Here is a 19,117-nt window from a genome sequence, read left to right on the forward strand (position 1 = left end):
TATGCCGGCACGGCGGCCTCGCGCATACGAAAGAACGGCGCGCTGTCCGCACGCCGACAGGGCACACCTTTGCACAGCTCAGCGACAGGGAACAAGGCATCTCACGGTTTCGTGCATTGCGTAGACGCCCAGGGCTTTTTGACAAAATGTCAATCAGCCGCCCGAAAGGGATTTCCGGTCTGCTCCGCCCGACATTTATGGCAGGTATTCGCCCGGTTCCCCTCGCCGTCCGGAAACGGCTGGGCCGGACGGGTCGCCGTACTTCGTCCGGTACGCGCCGGGCGGTATCCCGTAGCGCTCGCGGAAGACGCGGTTGAAGTGGAAGGGGCTGGCGAACCCCGAGGCCGCGGCCACCCGTTCCACGGGCAGGTCGGTGCCCTCCAGCAGCCGCGCGGCGTGCCGCAGCCGGGCCTCGCGCAGGGCGCGCATGGGCGACTGGCCGAGCTGTCGGCTGAACAGATGGGCGAAGCGGGACGGCGACAGGGCCACGTCCTCGGCGAGCGAGCGGACGGTGTGCGGGGCGCCCGGGTCGGCGGCGATCAGCTCCTCGGCCCGGCGGATCCGGGCGTCGAGGCCGGAGCGGGGCGCCGTCGGCAGGGCGCCGCCAGTCGTCAGCAGGACGATCTCCTCCAGTGCGCACAGGGCGAGTTCGCGGGCCGCGCTGCCGTGTGCGACGGCGACGGGCCCGTCCGGGGACGCCGGTGCGGGCGGGGTGGGCGGGGCCCCGGTCCCCGTCCAGCGGGCGTCGGTGTGCATCCGCAGGAACGCCGACTCGACGCGGCCGTGCACCCCGGCCGGGGCGGACGCCACCACGTACACCCCGTCGCCGGTGTCGTACGGCCGCAGCCACCCGGCCCACGACGGGCGGGCCTGGCAGTGCGCCCACCAGAACCGCCAGTGCCGGGCGCCGGGCTCCACCGCGTAGCCGTGCGGGACACCCGGGGCGAGCGCCACGAGGTCACCCGCGCCGACCGAGGTCTCCACGGCGCCCTGCCGCAGCCGGCCCCGGCCTCCCGTGGTCCAGGTGAACAGCCAGCTCGCGGAGCCGCGCGGACGGTTGACGGCGTAGCCGGGCGGCTGGTCGAAGTGGCCGAGCACGACCAGTCCGGGCGGCGGGGCGGGGTCCCCGTCGTTCCCGTTCGCAGCAGTGGTGGGCAATTCGTCAGCACGCACGGGCATCCTCCTCCACGACAGGGCTGCCTAGTGTCGGACCGTGGACACCTGACTAAGGAGTGCGCTCATGACAGTCACGGGCAACGGCGCCGCCGGCGCTTCCATCCTGGACCCCGCCGGGCTCCGGCGGTACCGGGAGGGGTTCGAGGAGGACGGTTTCACCGTCGTGCGCGGGCTCTTCGGGACCGAGGAGATCGAGCTGCTGTGCGGGGAGTTCGCGGCCCTGCGGGCGGCCGGCCCGGTCCCCGGGCACTTCGAGCCGCGTGCGTCCGGGGCGGACGCGGATCCGCTGCGCGTCTGGCCTCGGGTGATGCACCCGCACGAGATCAACGGCCGCGCCCGGGACGTCCTGCTGGACGCCCGGCTGCGCACGGTCCTGGAGGCGCTCCTCGGGGAGGAGGTCCTGGCCGCGCAGAGCATGTTCTACTTCAAGCCGCCGGGCGCCCGGGGCCAGGCGCTGCACCAGGACAACTTCTATCTGCGGGTGGAGCCGGGCACGTGTGTGGCGGCGTGGCTGGCGTGTGACGTGATCGACCGGGAGAACGGCGGGCTGGAGGTCGTGCCGGGCACGCACCGCATGGACGTGTTCTGTCCGGAGGAGGCGGACGAGGGGGTTTCCTTCGCCCGGGAGTATGTTCCACCGCCGCCGGGGCTGGCGCCGGTGCCGGTGGACATGGCGCCGGGGGACGTTCTCTTCTTCAACGGCAGTCTGGTGCACGGGTCGCAGCCGAACCGGTCGGACGAGCGGTTCCGGCGGTCGTTCATCGGGCACTACGTGGGGCGGTCGGCGGAGCGGATCGGTCGGTTCTACCGGACGTTGTCGATGAGCGGGGGGCGGGTGGTTCTGGAGGAGAGCGAGGGGGCGGGGCCCTGCGGGACGGAGTTCTCGTCGCCGCAGGGGCCGCACTGATCGGTTGCGAAGAAGCTCAGTGGCCGGCGATCGGATGTGCCGTGTAGGGACGCTCCAGCTCCTCGAGTTCCTTGTCACTGAGCTGGAGCTCGACTGCTGCCACCGCGTCCTCCAGGTGCCCGGGCTTCGACGCTCCCACGATCGGCGCCGTCACCGTGTTCTGGTGGAGCAGCCAGGCCAGGGCCACCTGGGCGCGCGGGACGCCGCGGTCGGTGGCGATGCGGGTGACGGCCTCGACGATGGTGCGGTCGCCCTCCTGGTAGAGGTTGCTGCCGAAGGTGTCGGTGGCGCTGCGGTCGGTCGTGGTGTCCCAGTCGCGGGTGAGGCGGCCGCGGGCGAGGGGGCTCCAGGGCAGTACGCCGACACCCTGGTCCGCGCAGAGGGGCAGCATCTCGCGCTCCTCCTCGCGGTAGACGAGGTTGTAGTGGTTCTGCATGGAGACGAAGCGGGTCCAGCCGTTCAGCCGGGCGGTGTACTGGGCCTTGGAGAACTGCCAGGCGTACATCGAACTGGCCCCGATGTAGCGGACCTTGCCGGCCTTGACGACGTCGTGCAGCGCCTCCATCGTCTCCTCGACCGGGGTGTGGGGGTCGTAGCGGTGGATCTGGTAGAGGTCGACGTAGTCGGTGCCGAGGCGGGTCAGGCTCTGGTCGAGCTCGGTGATGATCGCCTTGCGGGACAGTCCCCCGCCGTTCGGCCCGGGCCGCATCCGGCCGTGCACCTTCGTCGCGAGCACGATCTCGTCGCGGCGGGCGAAGTCGCGCAGGGCACGGCCGGTGATCTCCTCGCTGGTGCCGTCGGAGTAGACGTTCGCCGTGTCGAAGAAGGTGATCCCCGCCTCGACCGCCTGCCGGATCAGCGGGCGCGAGGCCTCCTCGTCGAGGGTCCACTCGTGACGGCCGCGGTCGGGCAGGCCGTAGGTCATGCACCCCAGACAGATCCGGGAGACGTCCAGGCCCGTCGAACCGAGCTTCACGTACTGCATCGTTGCTGCTCCTGCCTTCGGGAGGGGGGTTCCAGGGGGAGCGTACGTGCTCGTGTGCGCTCGAAGGCAGGGTGCGCCGGACCGGCTGACGGGCCGTCATCGTTGCTGCCCCCAGGTGACCGCACGGCGTGGGAGCGGCGGGGCGGCCGGAGCGCTGCCGCATCCTCGGCGGAGGTGACCGGCGCCCGGCCGGTCCGGGACGTACGGGAGAAGGCGTGGCGGCACGACGGAGGACACTCAGGATCCTGACCGGGGCGGCCGCGGCGTCCCTCGCCCTGGTCTCGACCGCCTGGAGCCGGCCGGCCCCGCCCGGGCACGAGGTCCGGGCCCAGGCTCCGGCGGCCGAGGGACCGGCGACGCTGTGCGCGCCCGCGGGCACCCTGCGCGGCGCGGACGGCGAGCGGGCCGACGTCGGTCTGTGCGCGGGCAGTGGCACCCCGGTGATGGCGGTCTCGGCGCCCGCGAGCTGCGGTCGTCCCGGCACGTCCGTCCGGTACGCCTGTCTGACCTCCGGCACCTGGACGGCGAAACGCCAGGGCAGGACGGTCGCCTCCGGGACGCTGCCCGGTTCGCAGCCGTATCCCGGGCCGGGGACCTACGAGGTCACGGCCACCGTGCACGTCCGCTCCACGCCGAGCGGGGTGGATCTGCGGGGCACGGTCCGGACCACGCTCACCCTGAGCGCGCCGAAGCAGCGGCCCACGCACCGCGTCGAGGTCGACCGGACCGCCCTGCGCCGCGGGGCCACCACCACGCTGACGTACCGGGTGTACCGCGACAGCGAACAGGGCGACGGCAGCGCCCGCTTCGGGCTGATCGGCGAGGAGAGCAAGGGGGTGCGGATCAGCACGGCGGACGCCCGGTGCGTCAACCCCCTCATCGGACGGGCCCCGGCCGAGGACCGGCTGACGTACTCCGTGGACTGTGCGCTGACCGACCTCCAGCCGGGCCGTCCGGCCACCGTGCGGGTCCGGGTCACCCAGGGGTCCTCCTGCTCGTCGGTGGTCTCGAAGCTGGGGTACTGGATGCCGCGCGGTCAGGCGCTGTACACCGGCGGGATGGTGGAGGGTCCCACGGTCGGCTGCCGCTGACCGTCAGCCCTTCTCGATCAGGTCCAGCGCCCGCTCCCAGCCGAACTCCGGCCGCCCGCCGTCCTCGCCCGGCTCTCCGGTGTACGGCTCCCCGAACCGCACGCCCATCCCGCGCAGCCGTTCGAGGCTGCCGCGGTAGGCGGGGTGGGCGGCCAGGGCGTCGGCCACGCACGGCAGGACGGCGATCGGCACACCGAGCCCCGCGACCTCGCACAGGGTGCCCAGCGCGAGGGTGTCGGCGATGCCGGCCGCCCACTTGTTGACGGTGTTGAAGGTGGCGGGCGCGAGGACCAGGGCGTCGGGAGCCGGGAAGGGGCGCGGCTCGCCCGGGGTGCGCCAGGCGGAGCGGATGGGGCGGCCCGTCCGCGCTTCGACGGCCGCCGTGTCGAAGAAGCCGTTCATGGCGACCGGTGTCGCGATGACGCCGACCTCCCAGTTCCGCTCCTGCGCTGCGGTGATCAGTTCGCTGACGTCCGCGGCGATTCCGGCGGCGCAGACGACGACGTAGAGGAAGGGCTTGCGGGCGGCCTGTTCGGTCATCCCGGAAACCCTAGCGACTCCCCCGGATCACCGGACGGGGAAGGTGTGACCGCGTTCCCGCTCAGGCCGGGGGCCGAGGATGCGGCGCTCCTTCTCCTCGATCCGTACGTCGTTGATGCTCGCCTCGCGGCGGGTCATCAGCCCGTGCTCGTCGAACTCCCACAGTTCGTTGCCGTAGGAGCGCCAGCACTGCCCCTCGGTGTCCCGGCACTCGTACTGGAAGCGGACGGCGATGCGGTTGCCGTCGAAGGCCCAGAGGTCCTTGCGCAGGGCGTACTCCCGCTCGCGCTCCCACTTGCGGGTCAGGAACTCGGTGATCTCGGCGCGGCCGGTGACGAAGGTGTCGCGGTTGCGCCAGACGGAGTCCTCCGAGTAGGCGAGGGCGACCTTGTGCGGGTCGCGGGTGTTCCAAGCGTCCTCGGCGGCCTGGACCTTCCTCGCGGCGCTCTCGCGGGTGAAGGGCGGCAGGGGCGGGCGGTCGGTCATGAATGCTCCCCGGTCACAGCGGAGAACGGGCGTTCTCCGGAGGGCTGCTACGCTAGGAGAACGCTCGTTCTCGCGTCAAGGAGTGGTGGTACATGGACAGCGCGGTGGCCCGGGAGCGGGCGCTGGACGCGGCCGAGGAGCTGTTCTACGGGCAGGGCGTGCGGTCCGTCGGGATGGACGACGTCCGCGGCAGGTCCGGGGTCTCGCTCAAGCGGCTCTACCAGCTCTTCCCGGCGAAGGAGCAGTTGGTGGAGGCGTATCTGGAGCGGCGTGACGCGCGCTGGCGCGGGCAGCTCGCCGAGTACGTCGAGCGGCACGGGGAGCCCCGGGAGCGGATCCTGGCCGTGTTCGACTGGCTCGGCGGCTGGTTCGGCGAGCCGGACTTCCGCGGCTGCGCGTGGATCAACGCCTACGGCGAGCTCGGCGCCACGTCCGCGCGGGTGGCCGGCCAAGTGCGCGCGCACAAGAGGGCGTTCCGGGAGTACCTCGCCTCTCTCGTGGCCGCGGCGGGGCTGCCCGCCGCGCTGGCCGGGCAGCTGTACCTGCTGGCGGAGGGTGCCATGGTCACGGCGGGAGTCACCAGGAGCGCCGAGCCCGCGGCCGAGGCGCGCGAGGCGGCCCGGCTGCTCCTGGGTCCCCTGTGAGGCCGGGCGTCAGCCCACTCTCTCCGAGACGGTGATGGCGCTCACCGGGCAGGCCCGGGCCGCCTCCCGCACCAGCGGGCTGCCGCCGCCGTCCTCCTGTCCGGGCAGCAGGGTGCTGTAGCCGTCGTCGTCCTGGGTGAACACCTCCGGGGCGGTCAGGGCGCACTGGCCCGCGCCGATGCAGACGTCCGTGTCGATCTCGATGTCGATGTGCATGTGCGGAAGCCTCTTACCAGGTCACGGGGAGTTCCAGCATCCCCTGGATCGTGTCGCCCGGCTTGAAGGGGATCTCGTCGGCCGGGGCGGCCAGGCGCAGGCCGGGCAGCCGGGCGAAGAGGGTGTGCAGGGCGATCTCCAGTTCGGCGCGGGCGAGGTTCTGGCCGAGGCACTGGTGGATGCCGAAGCCGAACGCCACGTGGTGCCGGGAGGAGCGGTTCCAGTCGAGCGTGTCCGGGTCGGGGTAGACCGTCTCGTCGCGGTTGATGACGGAGGTCGCGAAGACCACGCCCTCGCCCTCGCGAATCGTCGTCCCGGCCACCTCGATGTCCTCGACGGCCAGGCGCAGCATGCCGTCGGCGATCGACAGCATCCGCATCAGCTCCTCGACCGCGGTCGGCAGCAGGCCCGGGTCCGCGCGCAGTTCGGCGAGCCGCTCGGGGTGCCGGAGCAGGGTGAAGGTGCCGAGCGAGATCATGTTGGCGGTCGTCTCGTGGCCCGCGACCAGCAGGATGAGGGCCATGGCGATGAGGCCCTCGCGGTCGAGTACGCCCTCGTCCGGCTGCCGGTGGATGAGGTCGTCCAGCAGACCGGTCCCCCGGTCTTTGCGCTTGCGGTCGATCAGCTCGCCGAAGTACCCCTCCAGCCGGTCGCGGGCGTCCAGCACGTCGGCGGTCTCCGGGCCGCGCAGCAGCCGGCGCGACTGGGTCTCGAAGAAGTCGTGGTCGGCGTACGGGACGCCGAGCAGGGCGCAGATCACCATGGACGGCACGGGCAGCGCGAAGGCGGTCACCAGGTCCGCGGGCGGGCCCTGGGCGATCATCGCGTCGAGCCGCTCGTCGACGATCCGCTGGATCCGTGGCCGGAGTTCGACGGCCCGTTTGAGGGTGAAGTCCCCGACGACCATGCGGCGCTGGGTGCGGTGCTCGGGGTCGTCGACGCCCAGCAGGGCCGTTCTGCGGTTCTGGATCCCGGCGAACCGCTTGGTCGGGGCGGGAAAGCCGGGCCGGTCGCGGTTGGACGACAGGCGTGGGTCGGCCAGGAGGGCGCGGGCGATCGCGTGCCCGCTGACCAGCCAGGCCTCGCGGCCGTCGAAGAGGGTGATGCGGGTGAGGGGGCGCTCGGTGCGCAACGCGTCGTAGGCGGCGGGCGGGTGGTAGGGGCAGGTCCGGCTCTGGGGGAAGGCGACGGGTGCGGTCGTTTCCGTCATGAAGACCTCGCAGACGAGTAGTGCGTCGTGCCGATCATCATTAGATGCCCCGGGCACCTATAGGGCGACGCGAAGTTCGGCCAGATCGGTTGCGGTGGCAACTTGGCCGGGGAATGCCGTCTTCACGTTCGAAAACCGGTTGTCGCTGCGGCGGGGCAGGCCCCAGGATCCAGCCATGTCTACGCTCGATGCCCTTTCGCCGTCACTGCCGCTGTCCGTCGCCGCTTCCGCCGCGCGCCGACAGCAGCGGTCCGGCCGTGGTGAAGGGCCGACGCCGCCGCGGTCATGACGGCCGCGCTCCTCGCGGGGCTGCTCGCCGGGTACGGCATCGCGGTCCCCGTGGGCGCGGTCGGGACGTACCTGGTCTCCCTCACCGCCCGCACGTCCCTGCGTACCGGTGTCTGCGCCGCGCTCGGCGTCGCCACCGCCGACGGGCTGTACGCCCTCGCCGCCACGCTCGGGGGTACGGCCCTGGCCGGCGCGCTGCGGCCGGTGCTCGGGCCGCTGCGCTGGGTCTGTGTCCTGGTGCTGCTCGGGCTGGCGGTGCGGGGCGCGGTCACCGCCCTGCGCGAGTACCGCGGCCACCGGCTCGCCACGCGGACGGCCCCCGCTCCCCCGGGTCCCGCCCGGGCCTACGCGGGGCTGCTCGGCATCACCCTGCTCAACCCCACCACCGTGATCTACTTCGCGGCGCTCGTGCTCGGCTCCCGGGCCACGGGTCCGGCCGGTCCGGTGGAGCAGGGCGTGTTCGTCCTGGCCGCCTTCGCCGCCTCCGCCAGCTGGCAGGTGCTGCTCGCCGGGAGCGGTGCCCTGCTGGGCCGGGCGCTGGCTGGTCACCGGGGGCGGCTGGCGACGGCGCTGGTGGCGAGCGGGGTGATGACGGCTCTGGCCGTGCGAATGGCGGTTTCTCCAGGATGATTCGCGCGTGGACCGGTGTTGAGGGCAGGTATCAGTTACCGGTCGGCCTCTGACACGACGATGGGACGGATTGCCATGCCTCTCGAGGGCGAGTACGAACCCAGCACGACGCAGTGGGTGCGCAAGCAGGTGGAACTGTACGAGAGCTCCGGCGGGACGGAGGGGACGACGCTGCAGGGCACCAAGATGCCGGTCGTCGTCCTGACCTCACGGGGATCCAAGAGCGGCAAGCTCCGCAAGACACCGGTGATGCGGGTCGAGCACGAGGGGCGTTACGCGGCCGTCGCCTCGCTCGGCGGTGCGCCCAAGCACCCGGTCTGGTACTTCAACCTCAAGTCCGACCCGCAGGTGGAACTCCAGGACGGGCCCCGCAAGCAGGACATGACCGCCCGTGAGGTCACCGGCGAGGAGAAGGCCGCGTGGTGGGAGCGGGCCGTGGCGGCGTATCCGGCGTACGCGGACTACCAGAAGAAGACCGACCGGGAGATTCCGGTGTTCGTGCTGGAGCCCGTGGCCGGCGACTGAGGCCAGGACGGGCGGGAAAGAAAATCCGCTCGGGCTGCATGAACCGTGGGCGGCGGGGCACGCGTGGTTCAGGCCCCGCCGCGTTCCCCCGTCGCGGCGGGGCTTTCTGCTGCCTCCCGCGCGCGGCGGTCCGTGACGTCGAGGAAGATCTGGTCCGCCTCGGGCACCGTCCGGGCGATGGAGCGCTTGATGCGCACGGCGACGTCCTCGACGTGCTCGCTGTCCAGGCCGGGCACCAGGTCGACGCGGGCGGCCACGAGGGCCGAGTCGAGGCCCGTCTTCATCGTGAACAGCGCCTCCACACTGTCGATCTCGGGCTGTGCCCGCAGCAGTGCGTGGATCCGCCCGCTCGCCTCCGGGTCGGCCGCCTCGCCGATGAGCTGGTCGCGCGCCTCCCGGCCCAGCCGGTAGGCGACGAAGACCAGCAGCGCGCCGATCGCGAGCGAGGCGGACGCCTCCCACACCACCTGTCCGGTGACCATGTGCAGGGCCATGCCGGCCATGGCCAGCGTGACGCCGAGTACGGCGGTGCCGTCCTCGGCGACGACCGTCCGCAGGGCCGGGTCACGCAGCCCGGCGCGTATGCCGCCCTGCCCGCGCACCTGGTACAGGGCGCGCAACAAGGAGCCGCCCTCCGCGAGGAGGGCGACACCGAGCACGATCAGACCGGCCACATAGCCGCCGAGTTTCTCCTCCGATCCGCTCGCGAGGGCCTCGAAGCCCTGGAAGAAGGAGAAGCAGCCGCCCATGACGAAGATCCCGACCGCCGCGAGGAGCGACCAGAAGAACCGCTCCTTGCCGTAGCCGAAGGGGTGACGCCGGTCGGCGGGACGGCGGCTGCGGCGCAGCGCCGCCAGCAGGAAGACCTCGTTGAGGCTGTCGGCCACCGAGTGGGCCGCCTCCGACAGCAGGGCGGGTGATCCCGCGGCCAGGCCGCCGACGGCCTTGGCCGCGGCGATGACCAGGTTGGCCGCGAGCGCCACCAGCACGGTGACGCGTGTCTTGCGATCACTTCCTTCAGCACTCACCCACGCCGATTGCCCCGGTCGGCGGTGCTCACACCGTGCCGTCGGCGGAAAAAGGGGAACGCGTTCACCAGGGAACACGCACGACCGGCAGGCCACACACCCGACCGGCGGGCCACACGTACGGCAAGGAGGTCACCCCCATGAGCCGCGACGACGGCGACGGCAACAGCGCCTACGGCAGGAGGGCGTTCAAACGGTCCAAGGCCCATTTCGCGGACCGGATCACAAGGGACGGCCGGGACGGCTGGCCGGTGGAGGCGGGCCGCTACCGTCTGGTCGTCAGCCGTGCCTGCCCGTGGGCGAGCCGGTCGCTGGTGTCCCGGCGGCTGCTCGGCCTGGAGGAGGCGCTGTCCCTGGCCGTCGCCGACCCGATCCAGGACGACCGCAGCTGGCGCTTCACGCTGGACGAGGACGGCCGCGACCCGGTCCTCGGCATCCGCTACCTGGGCGAGGCCTACGACCGGCGGGAGACCGGCTACCCCGGCGGGGTCAGCGTGCCGGCGGTCGTGGACGTACCCAGCGGGAAGCTGGTCACCAACGACTACCAGCAGCTCACGCTCGACCTCGCGACCGAATGGAGCGCCCTGCACCGTGAGGGCGCGCCCGATCTGTACCCGGACAAGCTGCGCGACGAGATCGACGAGGTGATGGCGGACGTCTACGAGGACGTCAACAACGGCGTGTACCGGGCGGGCTTCGCCACCGGGCAGGAGGAGTACGAGGCCGCCTGCGCGGGCGTGTTCCGGCGTCTTGAGCTGCTCGCGGGGCGGCTGAGGGGGCAGCGGTATCTCGTCGGCGACACGATCACCGAGGCGGACATCCGGCTGTTCACCACGCTGGTCCGCTTCGACGCGGTGTACCACGGCCACTTCAAGTGCAACCGCTGGAAGCTGACGGAGAACCAGGTGCTGTGGGGGTACGTCCGTGACCTCTACCAGACGCCCGGGTTCGGCGACACCGTCGACTTCGACCACATCAAGCGCCACTACTACCAGGTGCACACGGGCATCAACCCGACCCGTGTGGTGCCGCTGGGCCCGGACCTGTCCGGCTGGCTGACCTCGCACCACCGCGAGGAGCTGGGCGGCAGGCCCTTCGGGGACGGTACGCCGCCGGGGCCGGTCCGCGCCGAGGAGCGGGTCCCGGCCGCGCACACCCCCTGACCACTCCCACCCACCCCCTGAGCGACGAAGGAGATCGACGTGGCCAAGAAGAAGAAGTTGCCCCTCGCCTACCAGCCCCTCGGGTTCGTGCTGGGCTGGTCGAGCGGCTGGCTGTCGGGGCTCGCCTTCCGCAAGACGTGGATGGCGCTCCGGCACGAGGAGGACGCTCCCGACGCGCTGGACCGGGACCGCGGCTGGGGCGAGATCCTGCTGGCCGCCGCGGTCCAGGGCGCCATCTTCGCGGTGGTCCGCAGTGCCGTGGACCGCGCGGGCGCCAAGGCCATCGAGCGTTCGACCGGCGCATGGCCGGCCGACGAGAAGAGCGGCCGGGAATGACAACCGCGCGGCCCCGCCCGTCCGGTACGGCGGGCGGGGCCGCGCTGTGCCCGGGGGTCCGCTCAGCCGTCCACCTTGATCGTCTTCATGGTGAGGTGGGACTCGAGGCGTAGGACGGCGGGCAGTCCGCTGAGTTTGCTCATCATGAAGGCCTCGTAGGCGGCGTGGTCGGCGACGGCGACGCGGAGGAAGTAGTCGGGCCGTCCGTACATCCGCCGGAACTCGACGACCTCCTCGTAGGAGGCCACGGTGGTCTCGAACTCCTCGACGGTCCCGCGGTCCTGGGCGTAGATCTCGACGTCGACGAGCACTTCGAGCGCGCGTCCCACGGCTCCGGGGTCGATGACGGCCCGGTAGCCGGCGATGACGCCGCTCTCCTCCAGGCGCTTGACCCGGCGCAGACAGGGAGGCGGAGTCAGGCCCACCCGCTTGGCGAGTTCGACGTTCGGCAGTCGGCCGTCCTGGCGCAGATGAAACAAAATTTCACGATCGACGGCGTCAAGGTCACTTTCATTACCCATAGGGAGATCATAGGGCCACAATTGGCAACCATATGAGGCGCGAACTTTCCTAAAATGTCGGCATGCGAATAAGCCCTGCGGCGCGGGCCGCTTTCCAGGACTGTGCCTCCGTGGGCCTCGGGATGGTGCCGCTCGGTCTCGCCTTCGGGGCGCTCGTGGTCCAGTCGGGGCTCGACTGGTGGTGGGCCGGGCTGTCCGCGGCGCTGATCTACGGCGGGTCGTTCGAGTTCCTGCTCATCGGCCTGGTCGTGGCCGTCGCGCCCCTGGCGTCCATCGCCCTGGCCGCCTTCCTGGTGCAGGCACGGCACGTCTTCTACGCCCTGGCCTTCCCTCTGCACCGCGTACGGGGCCGGCTCGCCCGGATGTACAGCACCTTCGCGCTCACCGACGAGGCGTACGCGCTGACCGCGGGCGGGCAGGCCCGCGGCTGGTCCAGTTCGCGCATCCTGTGGCTGCAGTTCTTCATGCATCTGTACTGGGCGGGCAGCGCGACCGCCGGGGCCCTGCTGGGCTCCCTGGTCCCGGACGGTGTCACCGGCCTGGACTTCGCGCTGACCGCCCTGTTCGCCGTCCTCGCTCTCGACGCGATCCGTGACCTGCGGGGCGATCTGCCGACCCCGGTGCTCGCCCTGCTCTGCGCGCTGGCCGCCCGCCTGCTCTTCCCCGGGCAGTTCCTGCCGGCCGCCTTCGCCCTGTTCACCGCCGGACTCCTGGCACGCCGGCTCGCCACCCGGAGGGAGCCCGCTCATGTCTGACACCTACGCGGTCGTCGCGGTCCTCGTCACCGCCGCCGTCACCTGGTCCCTGCGCGCCCTGCCGTTCGCCGCGCTGGCCCCGCTGCGGGCCAGCGACACCGTGCGGTACCTCAGCACCCGGATGCCCGCCGGGGTCATGGTGATCCTGGTCGTCTACTGCCTGCGCGATCTGCCGGTCACCGACTCGCGCGCCGTGGCCCCGCTGGCCGCCCTGGCCGTCACCGTCGGCCTGCATCTGTGGCTCCGCAACGCCCTGCTGAGCATCCTCACCGGCACGGCCGTCCATGTGGCCCTGGCCGGCGCGCTCTTCGCCCACTGACGTCCCTCGCCCGAAAGGCACACGCCCCTTGTACACCGACCACTACTACGAGCCGGTCGACACGCACCGCTTCAAGCCCACCGTCCACGCGGGCGGGGCGTGGGACCCGGACGAGCAGCACTTCAGCCCGCTCGCCGGCCTCATCACGCACGCCGTCGACCGGTATCTGGCCACCCGACCGGACACCGGCCTCGCGCTCTCCCGGATCAGCTTCGACATCCTCGGCCGGCTCGCCTTGGACGAGTGCGAGATCCGGGTGGAGAGCCTCCGGCCCGGCCGCACCATCGAACTGCTGGAGGCGGTCGCGCTCATCGCCGGCCGTCCCGTGGTGCGGGCCCGCGCCTGGCTGCTCGCCGACCACGACACCACGGAGGTCGCCGGTGGCGGCGCGGAGGCGCTCCCCTCTCCCGAGGCACTCGCCTTCTGGCCGCTGACCTCCGTGTGGCCCGGCGGATACATCGCCTCCCTGGACGTCCGTCCGCTCGCGCCGCCGCGGCCGGGCCGCACGACGGCCTGGGTCTCCACCCGGCTCGGCCTCGTCGCCGGACAGGCCGTGAGTCCTCTCGCGTCCTACATCGCGCTCGTCGACACCGCCAACGGCATCGCCGTACGCCGGCCGCCCAGCGCCTGGATGTTCCCCAACGTCGACCTCACCCTCCATCTGCACCGCCGGCCGGAAGGCCGCTGGACGGGGCTCGACACCACCGTCGCCTTCGGCCCCACCGGCCAGGGCGTCACCAGCACCGTCCTGCACGACCTCACCGGCCCTGTCGGGCACGCCCAGCAGATCCTCACCGTCCGGCCCCTGCTGCCTTCGACCGGCTGAACGGCCCCGGAAGAAGGCCGCGTTCAGCCCTGCTTGGGTGCCGTCGGCGCGGTGCGGCGCAGGGTGAAGGAGTGGCCCGCCGGGTCGGCGTAGCCGCGTTCCTCCAGGGGGCCCGAGGCGTCCTTGGCCTCCAGGGGGCGGCCGCCGAGGCTGATGACCCGGCGTTCGACCGCGTCGAGATCGTCCACCACGAACTCCAGATGGGCCTGGAGGGAGTTCTCGGGGCGCGGCCAGCTCGGCGGGGTGGCGTTGACGTCCCGGCGCAGGGCGATCCGGAAGCCGTCCGCGCTCCTGATCTCCACCCGGTTGGCCGTCGCGTCCGACTCCTCCCCCTCCAGCAACTCCTTGTAGAACACGGCGAGCTTCTCGGGCTCGGCGCAGTCGAGCACCAGAACACCCGCTTTCACCAGGGCCATGTCTCCTCCGCAGGATTCCGGCCGCGGAGCGTCCTGCCCGGCGGCCTCGTACCTTGCGGATATCCCGGTACGGCCGATTCAGTCGGGCCGTCAACCACCTTCCGTCGCGCATGAGTTCACGACCGGACGGTGTCCGGTGTGACGCCAGGAGGCCGGGGAGGCCCGGCGGGCGGGGCATGCCGGGTGAGGGACGAGGGAGTGTACGCAGCTCAAGCGCTTTCCGCAGTAACCGAGATCACGGCAGTGTCACGGAATGGCTCATTCACGCCATGGGCAGTCTCGTACCGCTTCTCGGTTCAACGTTCGGATCGCGAAGCCGAGTTCGAGTGTGCGGCCGGTCAAGACACCGTCCGCTCGCAGGGGCCGGGGGGCTCTGCGGTCCGTCTCCCGAAAGGAAGCACATGCTTCAGGACGTCCGGTTCGACCTCCCCTTCGACACCCCGGTCAGCCACCCACACGCCTCGGGCGAAGCAGCGCATCTCGGCTCCAGGGGTCGCGCTGGTCGTGCCTCTCGCGGTCGTTCGCAGCAGGAGCCGAAGCCGGTCGCATGAGGCCGGCTGTCCGGCGACGCCGTCGCGAAAAGTACAGACCACAGCTCATGGGGAGACCGGTGTGAAATCTCGAGTCGCAGATGTTGTTCCGAAGGCATCCGCCGACAGCTCGCTCCCGGCGCAGCCAAGCGCCCGGCTCCAGCCCACGGAGGCGGGGAACACCTTGGCCCGCCTCTTGGTGAAACAGATCAAGGGGAGCACGGAGCAGTACCGAAGGTCCCAGAACGCCGCTCAGCAGCGGCTGAACGCATTCGGCTCCCCCCACGCCGGCACGACGCTGCGTGTGGAGGGAGCCCTCCATCTGGCGCGGCCCGCGTTCCTCCCTCCCGACGAGGAGGGCCACGCCAGGTTGAGGCACCTCGACACCAGCCTGCGCCTGATCGAAGCAGCCTTCCCCCAAGTCAGCACCGACATCGAGGTCTGCAGACTGACCTGCACGATGCTGGAAGGGGCCTGGAGGAGCCGGGCACTCACCCCGCCGCGCGAGGAGGAGCAGACAACCGTCTGCTCCTGCCCTCTGTGCCGTCGGCTGCCCACGCCCCCCGCACGCACGCTGGACGACTACCGTTGGCGGCAGAGCGCCGGTCGTCCCCTCACCGTCAAGACCTGGCCGCACCGCCGGGAACTCGACAGCGTGCTGACCGGTGGATGGTCCTGGACCCGGCAGCTGAACGACCTCGAACGAGACCTCGGCCAGCGCCACCGCTTCGAGAACGACATCCTCGTCTTCCACGAATACAAACGTGTGGTCGACACCATCGACACCACGCGTCTCACCCAACACATCGAAGGCCGTCTGGCCGAGAATTTCAGCACCAACAGCGCACGGGCCCTGGTCTCCGGACTCTTCGCGGCCCACAAGCGATCCGTCGACGAGTACTGGCTCCAACAGCACGACGCGGGCAGCGTCACGCTCCCCCAGACCAACCCGCTGAACCAGAGCACCTACTCAGCCCTGCAGATGCTGGACTGCCTGTTCTGGCACGTCGCCCCCGACACCGAACTCTGGCAGGAGGAAAACCTCGCCTCCCTGCTGCTGTGCCGCGCCATCGACGACATGGCCGATGTACGGGCCGACGCCCTCACCGGCGAGATCAGCAACTTCTGGCTCGCCGACATGCCCACCCACACCAAGGCGCTCTACGCCGCCTGCGCGATAGCCGTCGTCAAGTACGGCTGCATGCCCGAGGCCCACAGCCCGATGTGGAACACCTGGCTGATGACCACCACCGTCGTCTGGATGGGGCTCACGGGCCGCCACGCCCTGTGGTTCGACGGCATCACCCAGGGCCTCCCCCCGGCCGAGGAGTGCCCGCTGTGCGACCTGCAGCCCAACCCGTGCACCGGCATCCTCACCGACGGCACCACCCTCACCATCGCCCCGCGGCCCACCGCACCGGCACTGAGCACCCGGGCCGCCGAACTGTCCGCACGCTGTCGAGCCCAATACCCCCGGACATGGCGCCTCTTCGACGCCGAGCTCCATGCCTTCGAAGCACTGCACGGCCCCTGGTACGGCAACACGGACAGCACATGGGAGATCTTGCGCCGCACCTACATCGCCGCCGTGGAGGCGTCCAGCGCCGCACCGTCGCCGGACCGCGCCCGTCAGGTCCAACAGGACTCCGGCGTAGTCGGATCCGAGAGGTTCCACACCCTGCACGACCCTCGGACCGGGAGGGAAGACACCGCGCTGCTCGCCTACATGTTCGGCTGTGCCCACCCGCATTTCCTCTGGAACGCCACGGGATACCGTCCCACGGGCGTCGCGGGCGACTGGCTCGACGGCTGACGCCTCGATGACGACCTGCTGAGCGTGTGAGCGACCGCTTGCACCCACGCACGTTGCCCGGCCGGATTCCGGCCGGGCAACGGTCCGCCGGCGTGGCCTAGACGGCGAACTCGACCGGCAGGCTGTCCAGCCGGGACTCCCACGTGGAGGCCGTCGAGCTGAGTTCTTCCGGTGGTACGGCCAGCCGCAGGTCCGGCAGCCGGTGCAGCAGAACGTCCACGCCGATCTCGATGATGGACTGGCCGATGTTCTGCCCCGGGCACTCGTGCGGTCCGGCGCTGAACGCCAGGTGCGACTGGTTGCCCTGCACGGCGACGGCCGTGTCGGGCCGTACCTCCGGGTCGAGGTTGCCGGCGGCCAGGCCCAGGATGAGCAGTTCTCCCTCCTGGACGTGGTGGCCTCCGAGCTCCATGTCGGCGGTTGCGAACCGGCCCGGCAGCACGGACAGCGGCGGGGCGTCCCACATGACCTCTTCCACCACGGAGGAGACGTTCAGCTCCCCGCTGACCAGACCGGACAGCCGGGCGGTGTCGGTGAGGAGCCGTTGCAGGACCCGGGCCAGCAGATTGCTGGTGGTGGTGTGCGCGGCGATCAGCACCAGGCGCAGATGGCTGACGACCTCGTCGTGGTCGAGGCCGGCCGGGTGCTCCAGCAGGGCCGTGGCGAGGTCGGAGCCCGGCTCGGCCCGCTTGCGCTCGGCGAGTTCCGCGAGGATCTGCATGATCCGCTCGTTGTGCTCGAGGGCGCCCTCACCACCCTTGAAGACCTGGGCGCACGACTCGATCATGCGCAGCCCGTCCGCCGCGGGAAGGCCCAGCATCCTGGTCAGCACGAGCATCGGCAGCTGCTCGGCGTAGTCGGCCACGAGGTCGGTGTGCCCGGCGTCGGCGAACGCGTCGATCTGCTTGTTCGCGAAGTACGTGACGTGCCGCCGGATGCCCCGGGCGGCCGCCGCCTGCAACCCGTCGGTGACGGCGCCGCGCAGCCTGCGGTGCGGTTCGCCGTCCTGGGACACACAGTCGGGGCGCCAGCCGACCATCGGCATGATCGGCGAGGTCTCCTCGATCCGGCCCTCCCGCCAGTCCCGCCAGATCCGCGCGTCCCGGCTGAACTGACGGGGATTGTCGAGCACCCGCCGGCTGTCGCGGTAGCCGAGGACCAGCCAGGCGGGCACGTCGCCTTCGAGGAGAACGGGCGCGACCGAGCCGTGTTCCTTGCGCAGCCGCTCGTAGATGCCCACCGGGTCGGTCGCCGCCTCCGGCCCGTACAGCCGGGCGAGATCGGCCCCGTGATGGGCGACGGGGCAGCCGCTCGGGACCTGGAGGTCGTTTTCGGTCGAGTCGTTCATCGGGGCTCCAGGGCCACGGCCGAGCGTTCCTTCAGGTGGTGGATCAGGGCGACGAGGACGTCCCGGCTGGAGGCCCGGTCGCGGGCGTCGAAGGCCACGACCGGGGTGTGCTCGGGGATGTCCAGGGCGTCCCGGATCTCCTCGACCGGGTAGTTGGTCGAGTCGGGGAAGACGTTCAGGGCGACGACGAAGGGGACCTCCTGCCGCTCCATCTCCTCGATCGCCCGGAAACTGGACTCCAGGCGGCGGGTGTCCACCAGGACGATCGCGCCGAGCGCCCCCTTGAACAGCCCGTTCCACAGGAACCAGAAGCGCTCCTGCCCCGGCGTGCCGAACAGGTACAGCACCAGGCTCTCGTTGATGCCGATCTTGCCGAAGTCCAGGCTGACGGTGGTCTGCGTCTTGTCGGCGACGCCGATGAGACGGTCGACGTCGGCACTGGCCTGGGTGAGGGTCTCCTCGGTGGTGAGCGGCTTGATGTCGCTGACCGACCGGACCATGGTGGTCTTCCCGGTGCCGAACCCGCCGGCGATCATCACCTTCACCGAGCGGGCGTCCCCGCCCGCCCGCCCTCCGGGTTGGTCAAAGCCTTTCAAGTCCACTGAGTACCTCCTCAAGGAGCGCGAGGTCGGGCCCGCGGCCGGCGTCGTGCGCCGGGATGGGGTTACGCGCTTCGACGCGACCTGCGACGAGCAGGTCCGACAGCAGCACTGCGAGAATGTTGAAGGGCAGCCCGAGGTGAGCGCCGAGTTCGGCGACCGACAGCGGGTCGCGGCACCGGCGGAGAATCTCCTCGTGCTCGTGCTGCATGCCCGGTAACGGGGCTGCGCGGGCGACGACGAGCGTCGCCACGTCGAGGCTCGACGCCGAACCGCCCGGTCCGCTGCGTCCGCCCGTGAGGACGTAGTAGCGCTCGAGACCGGACGGGTCCGACGGCCTGCGGGGAGCACTCATCCAGAGTGCTCCTCCAGGCGCGGAGTGGTGCCGAGGAGCTCACCCATCCTGCGGGCCAGGTCTCTCATCTGGTGCCCGAGCAGGCCCTGGTCGAGGCCTTCCCTGGCAAGGACACCGAGGTAGGTCTCCACACCGGCGCGGACCACGAAGAGGTGCCCGCCGTCGACTTCGATCATCGCCAGGCGCAACTGCCCGGCGTACTTGGGGAACTGCTCGGCGACGGGCTGGGCGAGGGCCTGCAGGCCGGCCACCACGGCGGCGAAGCGGTCGACGTCGTCGGGGTCTTCGGCGCCGTAGGAGGTGATGGCCTTGCCGTCACTGGAGGCCACGAGGGCGAAGCGGATCTCCTGGATGCTCTCGACGAGATCGCGGAGCGCCCAGCTCACATCTGTTCCTTGCTGCGTCATGAG

24 protein-coding genes are annotated in these 19,117 nt (G+C 71.3%); 11 read left to right on the forward strand and 13 right to left on the reverse strand.

What is annotated here, in order from left to right; translation table 11 throughout:
- Positions 1–195: 195 nt before the first annotated feature.
- Positions 196–1,179, reverse strand: a complete 984-nt coding sequence (locus NNW99_RS01845) for a helix-turn-helix domain-containing protein (protein WP_215116818.1) — start codon at positions 1,177–1,179, stop codon at positions 196–198.
- A gap of 61 nt (positions 1,180–1,240) precedes the next feature.
- On the opposite strand from NNW99_RS01845, the gene NNW99_RS01850 reads away from it, so the two are divergent.
- Positions 1,241–2,083, forward strand: coding sequence for a phytanoyl-CoA dioxygenase family protein (locus tag NNW99_RS01850; RefSeq protein ID WP_215116819.1), 843 nt, complete (start codon positions 1,241–1,243; stop codon positions 2,081–2,083).
- Between the two features lie 16 nt (positions 2,084–2,099).
- Here the strand turns inward: NNW99_RS01850 and NNW99_RS01855 are convergent, their stop codons facing one another.
- Complete coding sequence (locus NNW99_RS01855; protein ID WP_215116820.1) at positions 2,100–3,068, reverse strand: aldo/keto reductase; 969 nt, start codon at positions 3,066–3,068, stop codon at positions 2,100–2,102.
- A 215-nt stretch (positions 3,069–3,283) separates the two neighbouring features.
- On the opposite strand from NNW99_RS01855, the gene NNW99_RS01860 reads away from it, so the two are divergent.
- On the forward strand, positions 3,284–4,159 hold the full coding sequence (locus NNW99_RS01860) for a hypothetical protein (protein WP_215116821.1): 876 nt from the start codon (positions 3,284–3,286) through the stop codon (positions 4,157–4,159).
- A 3-nt stretch (positions 4,160–4,162) separates the two neighbouring features.
- On the opposite strand, the gene NNW99_RS01865 is transcribed toward NNW99_RS01860, so the two are convergent.
- Together NNW99_RS01865 and NNW99_RS01870 are read right to left on the reverse strand one after the other, a co-directional pair.
- On the reverse strand, positions 4,163–4,699 hold the full coding sequence (locus NNW99_RS01865; protein WP_215116822.1) for a flavoprotein: 537 nt from the start codon (positions 4,697–4,699) through the stop codon (positions 4,163–4,165).
- A 27-nt stretch (positions 4,700–4,726) separates the two neighbouring features.
- Entirely contained in the window at positions 4,727–5,185 is a 459-nt protein-coding gene (locus tag NNW99_RS01870) for a nuclear transport factor 2 family protein (protein WP_215116823.1), read from the reverse strand.
- A 92-nt stretch (positions 5,186–5,277) separates the two neighbouring features.
- Here NNW99_RS01870 and NNW99_RS01875 point away from each other — a divergent pair, with 92 nt between their 5' ends.
- A complete protein-coding gene (locus NNW99_RS01875; protein ID WP_215116824.1) occupies positions 5,278–5,829 on the forward strand; it encodes a TetR/AcrR family transcriptional regulator in 552 nt (183 codons plus the stop codon).
- 9 nt (positions 5,830–5,838) lie between these two features.
- On the opposite strand, the gene NNW99_RS01880 is transcribed toward NNW99_RS01875, so the two are convergent.
- Positions 5,839–6,045, reverse strand: a complete 207-nt coding sequence (locus NNW99_RS01880) for a ferredoxin (protein WP_215116825.1) — start codon at positions 6,043–6,045, stop codon at positions 5,839–5,841.
- A gap of 13 nt (positions 6,046–6,058) precedes the next feature.
- Positions 6,059–7,255 carry a cytochrome P450 gene (locus tag NNW99_RS01885; protein ID WP_215116826.1) on the reverse strand — a complete coding sequence of 399 codons (1,197 nt, stop codon included), beginning with the start codon at positions 7,253–7,255 and terminating at the stop codon, positions 6,059–6,061.
- A 285-nt stretch (positions 7,256–7,540) separates the two neighbouring features.
- Here NNW99_RS01885 and NNW99_RS01890 point away from each other — a divergent pair, with 285 nt between their 5' ends.
- Together NNW99_RS01890 and NNW99_RS01895 are read left to right on the forward strand one after the other, a co-directional pair.
- The gene (locus NNW99_RS01890; RefSeq protein ID WP_215116827.1) at positions 7,541–8,173 is read left to right on the forward strand and encodes a LysE family transporter; all 633 of its coding nucleotides are present in this window, start codon (positions 7,541–7,543) and stop codon (positions 8,171–8,173) included.
- Positions 8,174–8,248: 75 nt separating this feature from the next.
- Positions 8,249–8,698 carry a nitroreductase family deazaflavin-dependent oxidoreductase gene (locus tag NNW99_RS01895; RefSeq protein WP_215116828.1) on the forward strand — a complete coding sequence of 150 codons (450 nt, stop codon included), beginning with the start codon at positions 8,249–8,251 and terminating at the stop codon, positions 8,696–8,698.
- Between the two features lie 68 nt (positions 8,699–8,766).
- On the opposite strand, the gene NNW99_RS01900 is transcribed toward NNW99_RS01895, so the two are convergent.
- Entirely contained in the window at positions 8,767–9,687 is a 921-nt protein-coding gene (locus NNW99_RS01900; protein ID WP_215124110.1) for a cation diffusion facilitator family transporter, read from the reverse strand.
- A 179-nt stretch (positions 9,688–9,866) separates the two neighbouring features.
- Between NNW99_RS01900 and NNW99_RS01905 the strand changes: the two genes are divergently transcribed.
- Positions 9,867–10,889 carry a glutathione S-transferase family protein gene (locus NNW99_RS01905; protein ID WP_215116829.1) on the forward strand — a complete coding sequence of 341 codons (1,023 nt, stop codon included), beginning with the start codon at positions 9,867–9,869 and terminating at the stop codon, positions 10,887–10,889.
- A 39-nt stretch (positions 10,890–10,928) separates the two neighbouring features.
- A complete protein-coding gene (locus NNW99_RS01910) occupies positions 10,929–11,225 on the forward strand; it encodes a DUF4235 domain-containing protein (RefSeq protein ID WP_215116830.1) in 297 nt (98 codons plus the stop codon).
- Between the two features lie 62 nt (positions 11,226–11,287).
- Here NNW99_RS01910 and NNW99_RS01915 read toward each other — a convergent pair whose 3' ends face one another.
- Complete coding sequence (locus NNW99_RS01915; RefSeq protein WP_215116831.1) at positions 11,288–11,746, reverse strand: Lrp/AsnC family transcriptional regulator; 459 nt, start codon at positions 11,744–11,746, stop codon at positions 11,288–11,290.
- 62 nt (positions 11,747–11,808) lie between these two features.
- Between NNW99_RS01915 and NNW99_RS01920 the strand changes: the two genes are divergently transcribed.
- Genes NNW99_RS01920 through NNW99_RS01930 form a run of 3 tightly spaced genes read left to right on the forward strand, consistent with a single transcriptional unit; the run spans position 11,809 to position 13,646 of the window.
- On the forward strand, positions 11,809–12,501 hold the full coding sequence (locus tag NNW99_RS01920) for an AzlC family ABC transporter permease (protein ID WP_215116832.1): 693 nt from the start codon (positions 11,809–11,811) through the stop codon (positions 12,499–12,501).
- Entirely contained in the window at positions 12,494–12,820 is a 327-nt protein-coding gene (locus NNW99_RS01925) for a branched-chain amino acid transporter permease (protein WP_215116833.1), read from the forward strand. The genes NNW99_RS01920 and NNW99_RS01925 overlap by 8 nt, the downstream gene beginning before the upstream one ends.
- 28 nt (positions 12,821–12,848) lie before the next feature.
- Entirely contained in the window at positions 12,849–13,646 is a 798-nt protein-coding gene (locus NNW99_RS01930; protein WP_251057676.1) for a thioesterase family protein, read from the forward strand.
- A gap of 23 nt (positions 13,647–13,669) precedes the next feature.
- Here the strand turns inward: NNW99_RS01930 and NNW99_RS01935 are convergent, their stop codons facing one another.
- Positions 13,670–14,062, reverse strand: coding sequence for a VOC family protein (locus tag NNW99_RS01935; protein ID WP_215116835.1), 393 nt, complete (start codon positions 14,060–14,062; stop codon positions 13,670–13,672).
- A 729-nt stretch (positions 14,063–14,791) separates the two neighbouring features.
- Between NNW99_RS01935 and NNW99_RS01940 the strand changes: the two genes are divergently transcribed.
- Positions 14,792–16,405 (forward strand): hypothetical protein, encoded by a 1,614-nt coding sequence (locus tag NNW99_RS01940; RefSeq protein WP_255961267.1) that lies wholly within the window; start codon positions 14,792–14,794, stop codon positions 16,403–16,405.
- A gap of 97 nt (positions 16,406–16,502) precedes the next feature.
- Here NNW99_RS01940 and NNW99_RS01945 read toward each other — a convergent pair whose 3' ends face one another.
- Genes NNW99_RS01945 through NNW99_RS01960 form a run of 4 tightly spaced genes read right to left on the reverse strand, consistent with a single transcriptional unit; the run spans position 16,503 to position 19,114 of the window.
- Positions 16,503–17,753 carry a cytochrome P450 gene (locus tag NNW99_RS01945; protein ID WP_215116837.1) on the reverse strand — a complete coding sequence of 417 codons (1,251 nt, stop codon included), beginning with the start codon at positions 17,751–17,753 and terminating at the stop codon, positions 16,503–16,505.
- Complete coding sequence (locus NNW99_RS01950) at positions 17,750–18,355, reverse strand: ATP/GTP-binding protein (RefSeq protein ID WP_215116838.1); 606 nt, start codon at positions 18,353–18,355, stop codon at positions 17,750–17,752. The genes NNW99_RS01945 and NNW99_RS01950 overlap by 4 nt, the downstream gene beginning before the upstream one ends.
- On the reverse strand, positions 18,336–18,707 hold the full coding sequence (locus NNW99_RS01955) for a DUF742 domain-containing protein (RefSeq protein ID WP_215116839.1): 372 nt from the start codon (positions 18,705–18,707) through the stop codon (positions 18,336–18,338). Before NNW99_RS01955 ends, NNW99_RS01950 begins: the two co-directional genes overlap by 20 nt.
- Positions 18,704–19,114, reverse strand: a complete 411-nt coding sequence (locus NNW99_RS01960) for a roadblock/LC7 domain-containing protein (protein ID WP_003994857.1) — start codon at positions 19,112–19,114, stop codon at positions 18,704–18,706. The genes NNW99_RS01955 and NNW99_RS01960 overlap by 4 nt, the downstream gene beginning before the upstream one ends.
- Positions 19,115–19,117: the final 3 nt, after the last annotated feature.

This window comes from Streptomyces sp. CRCS-T-1 (assembly GCF_024442335.1).
Classification (GTDB): Bacteria; Actinomycetota; Actinomycetes; order Streptomycetales; family Streptomycetaceae; genus Streptomyces; species Streptomyces koelreuteriae.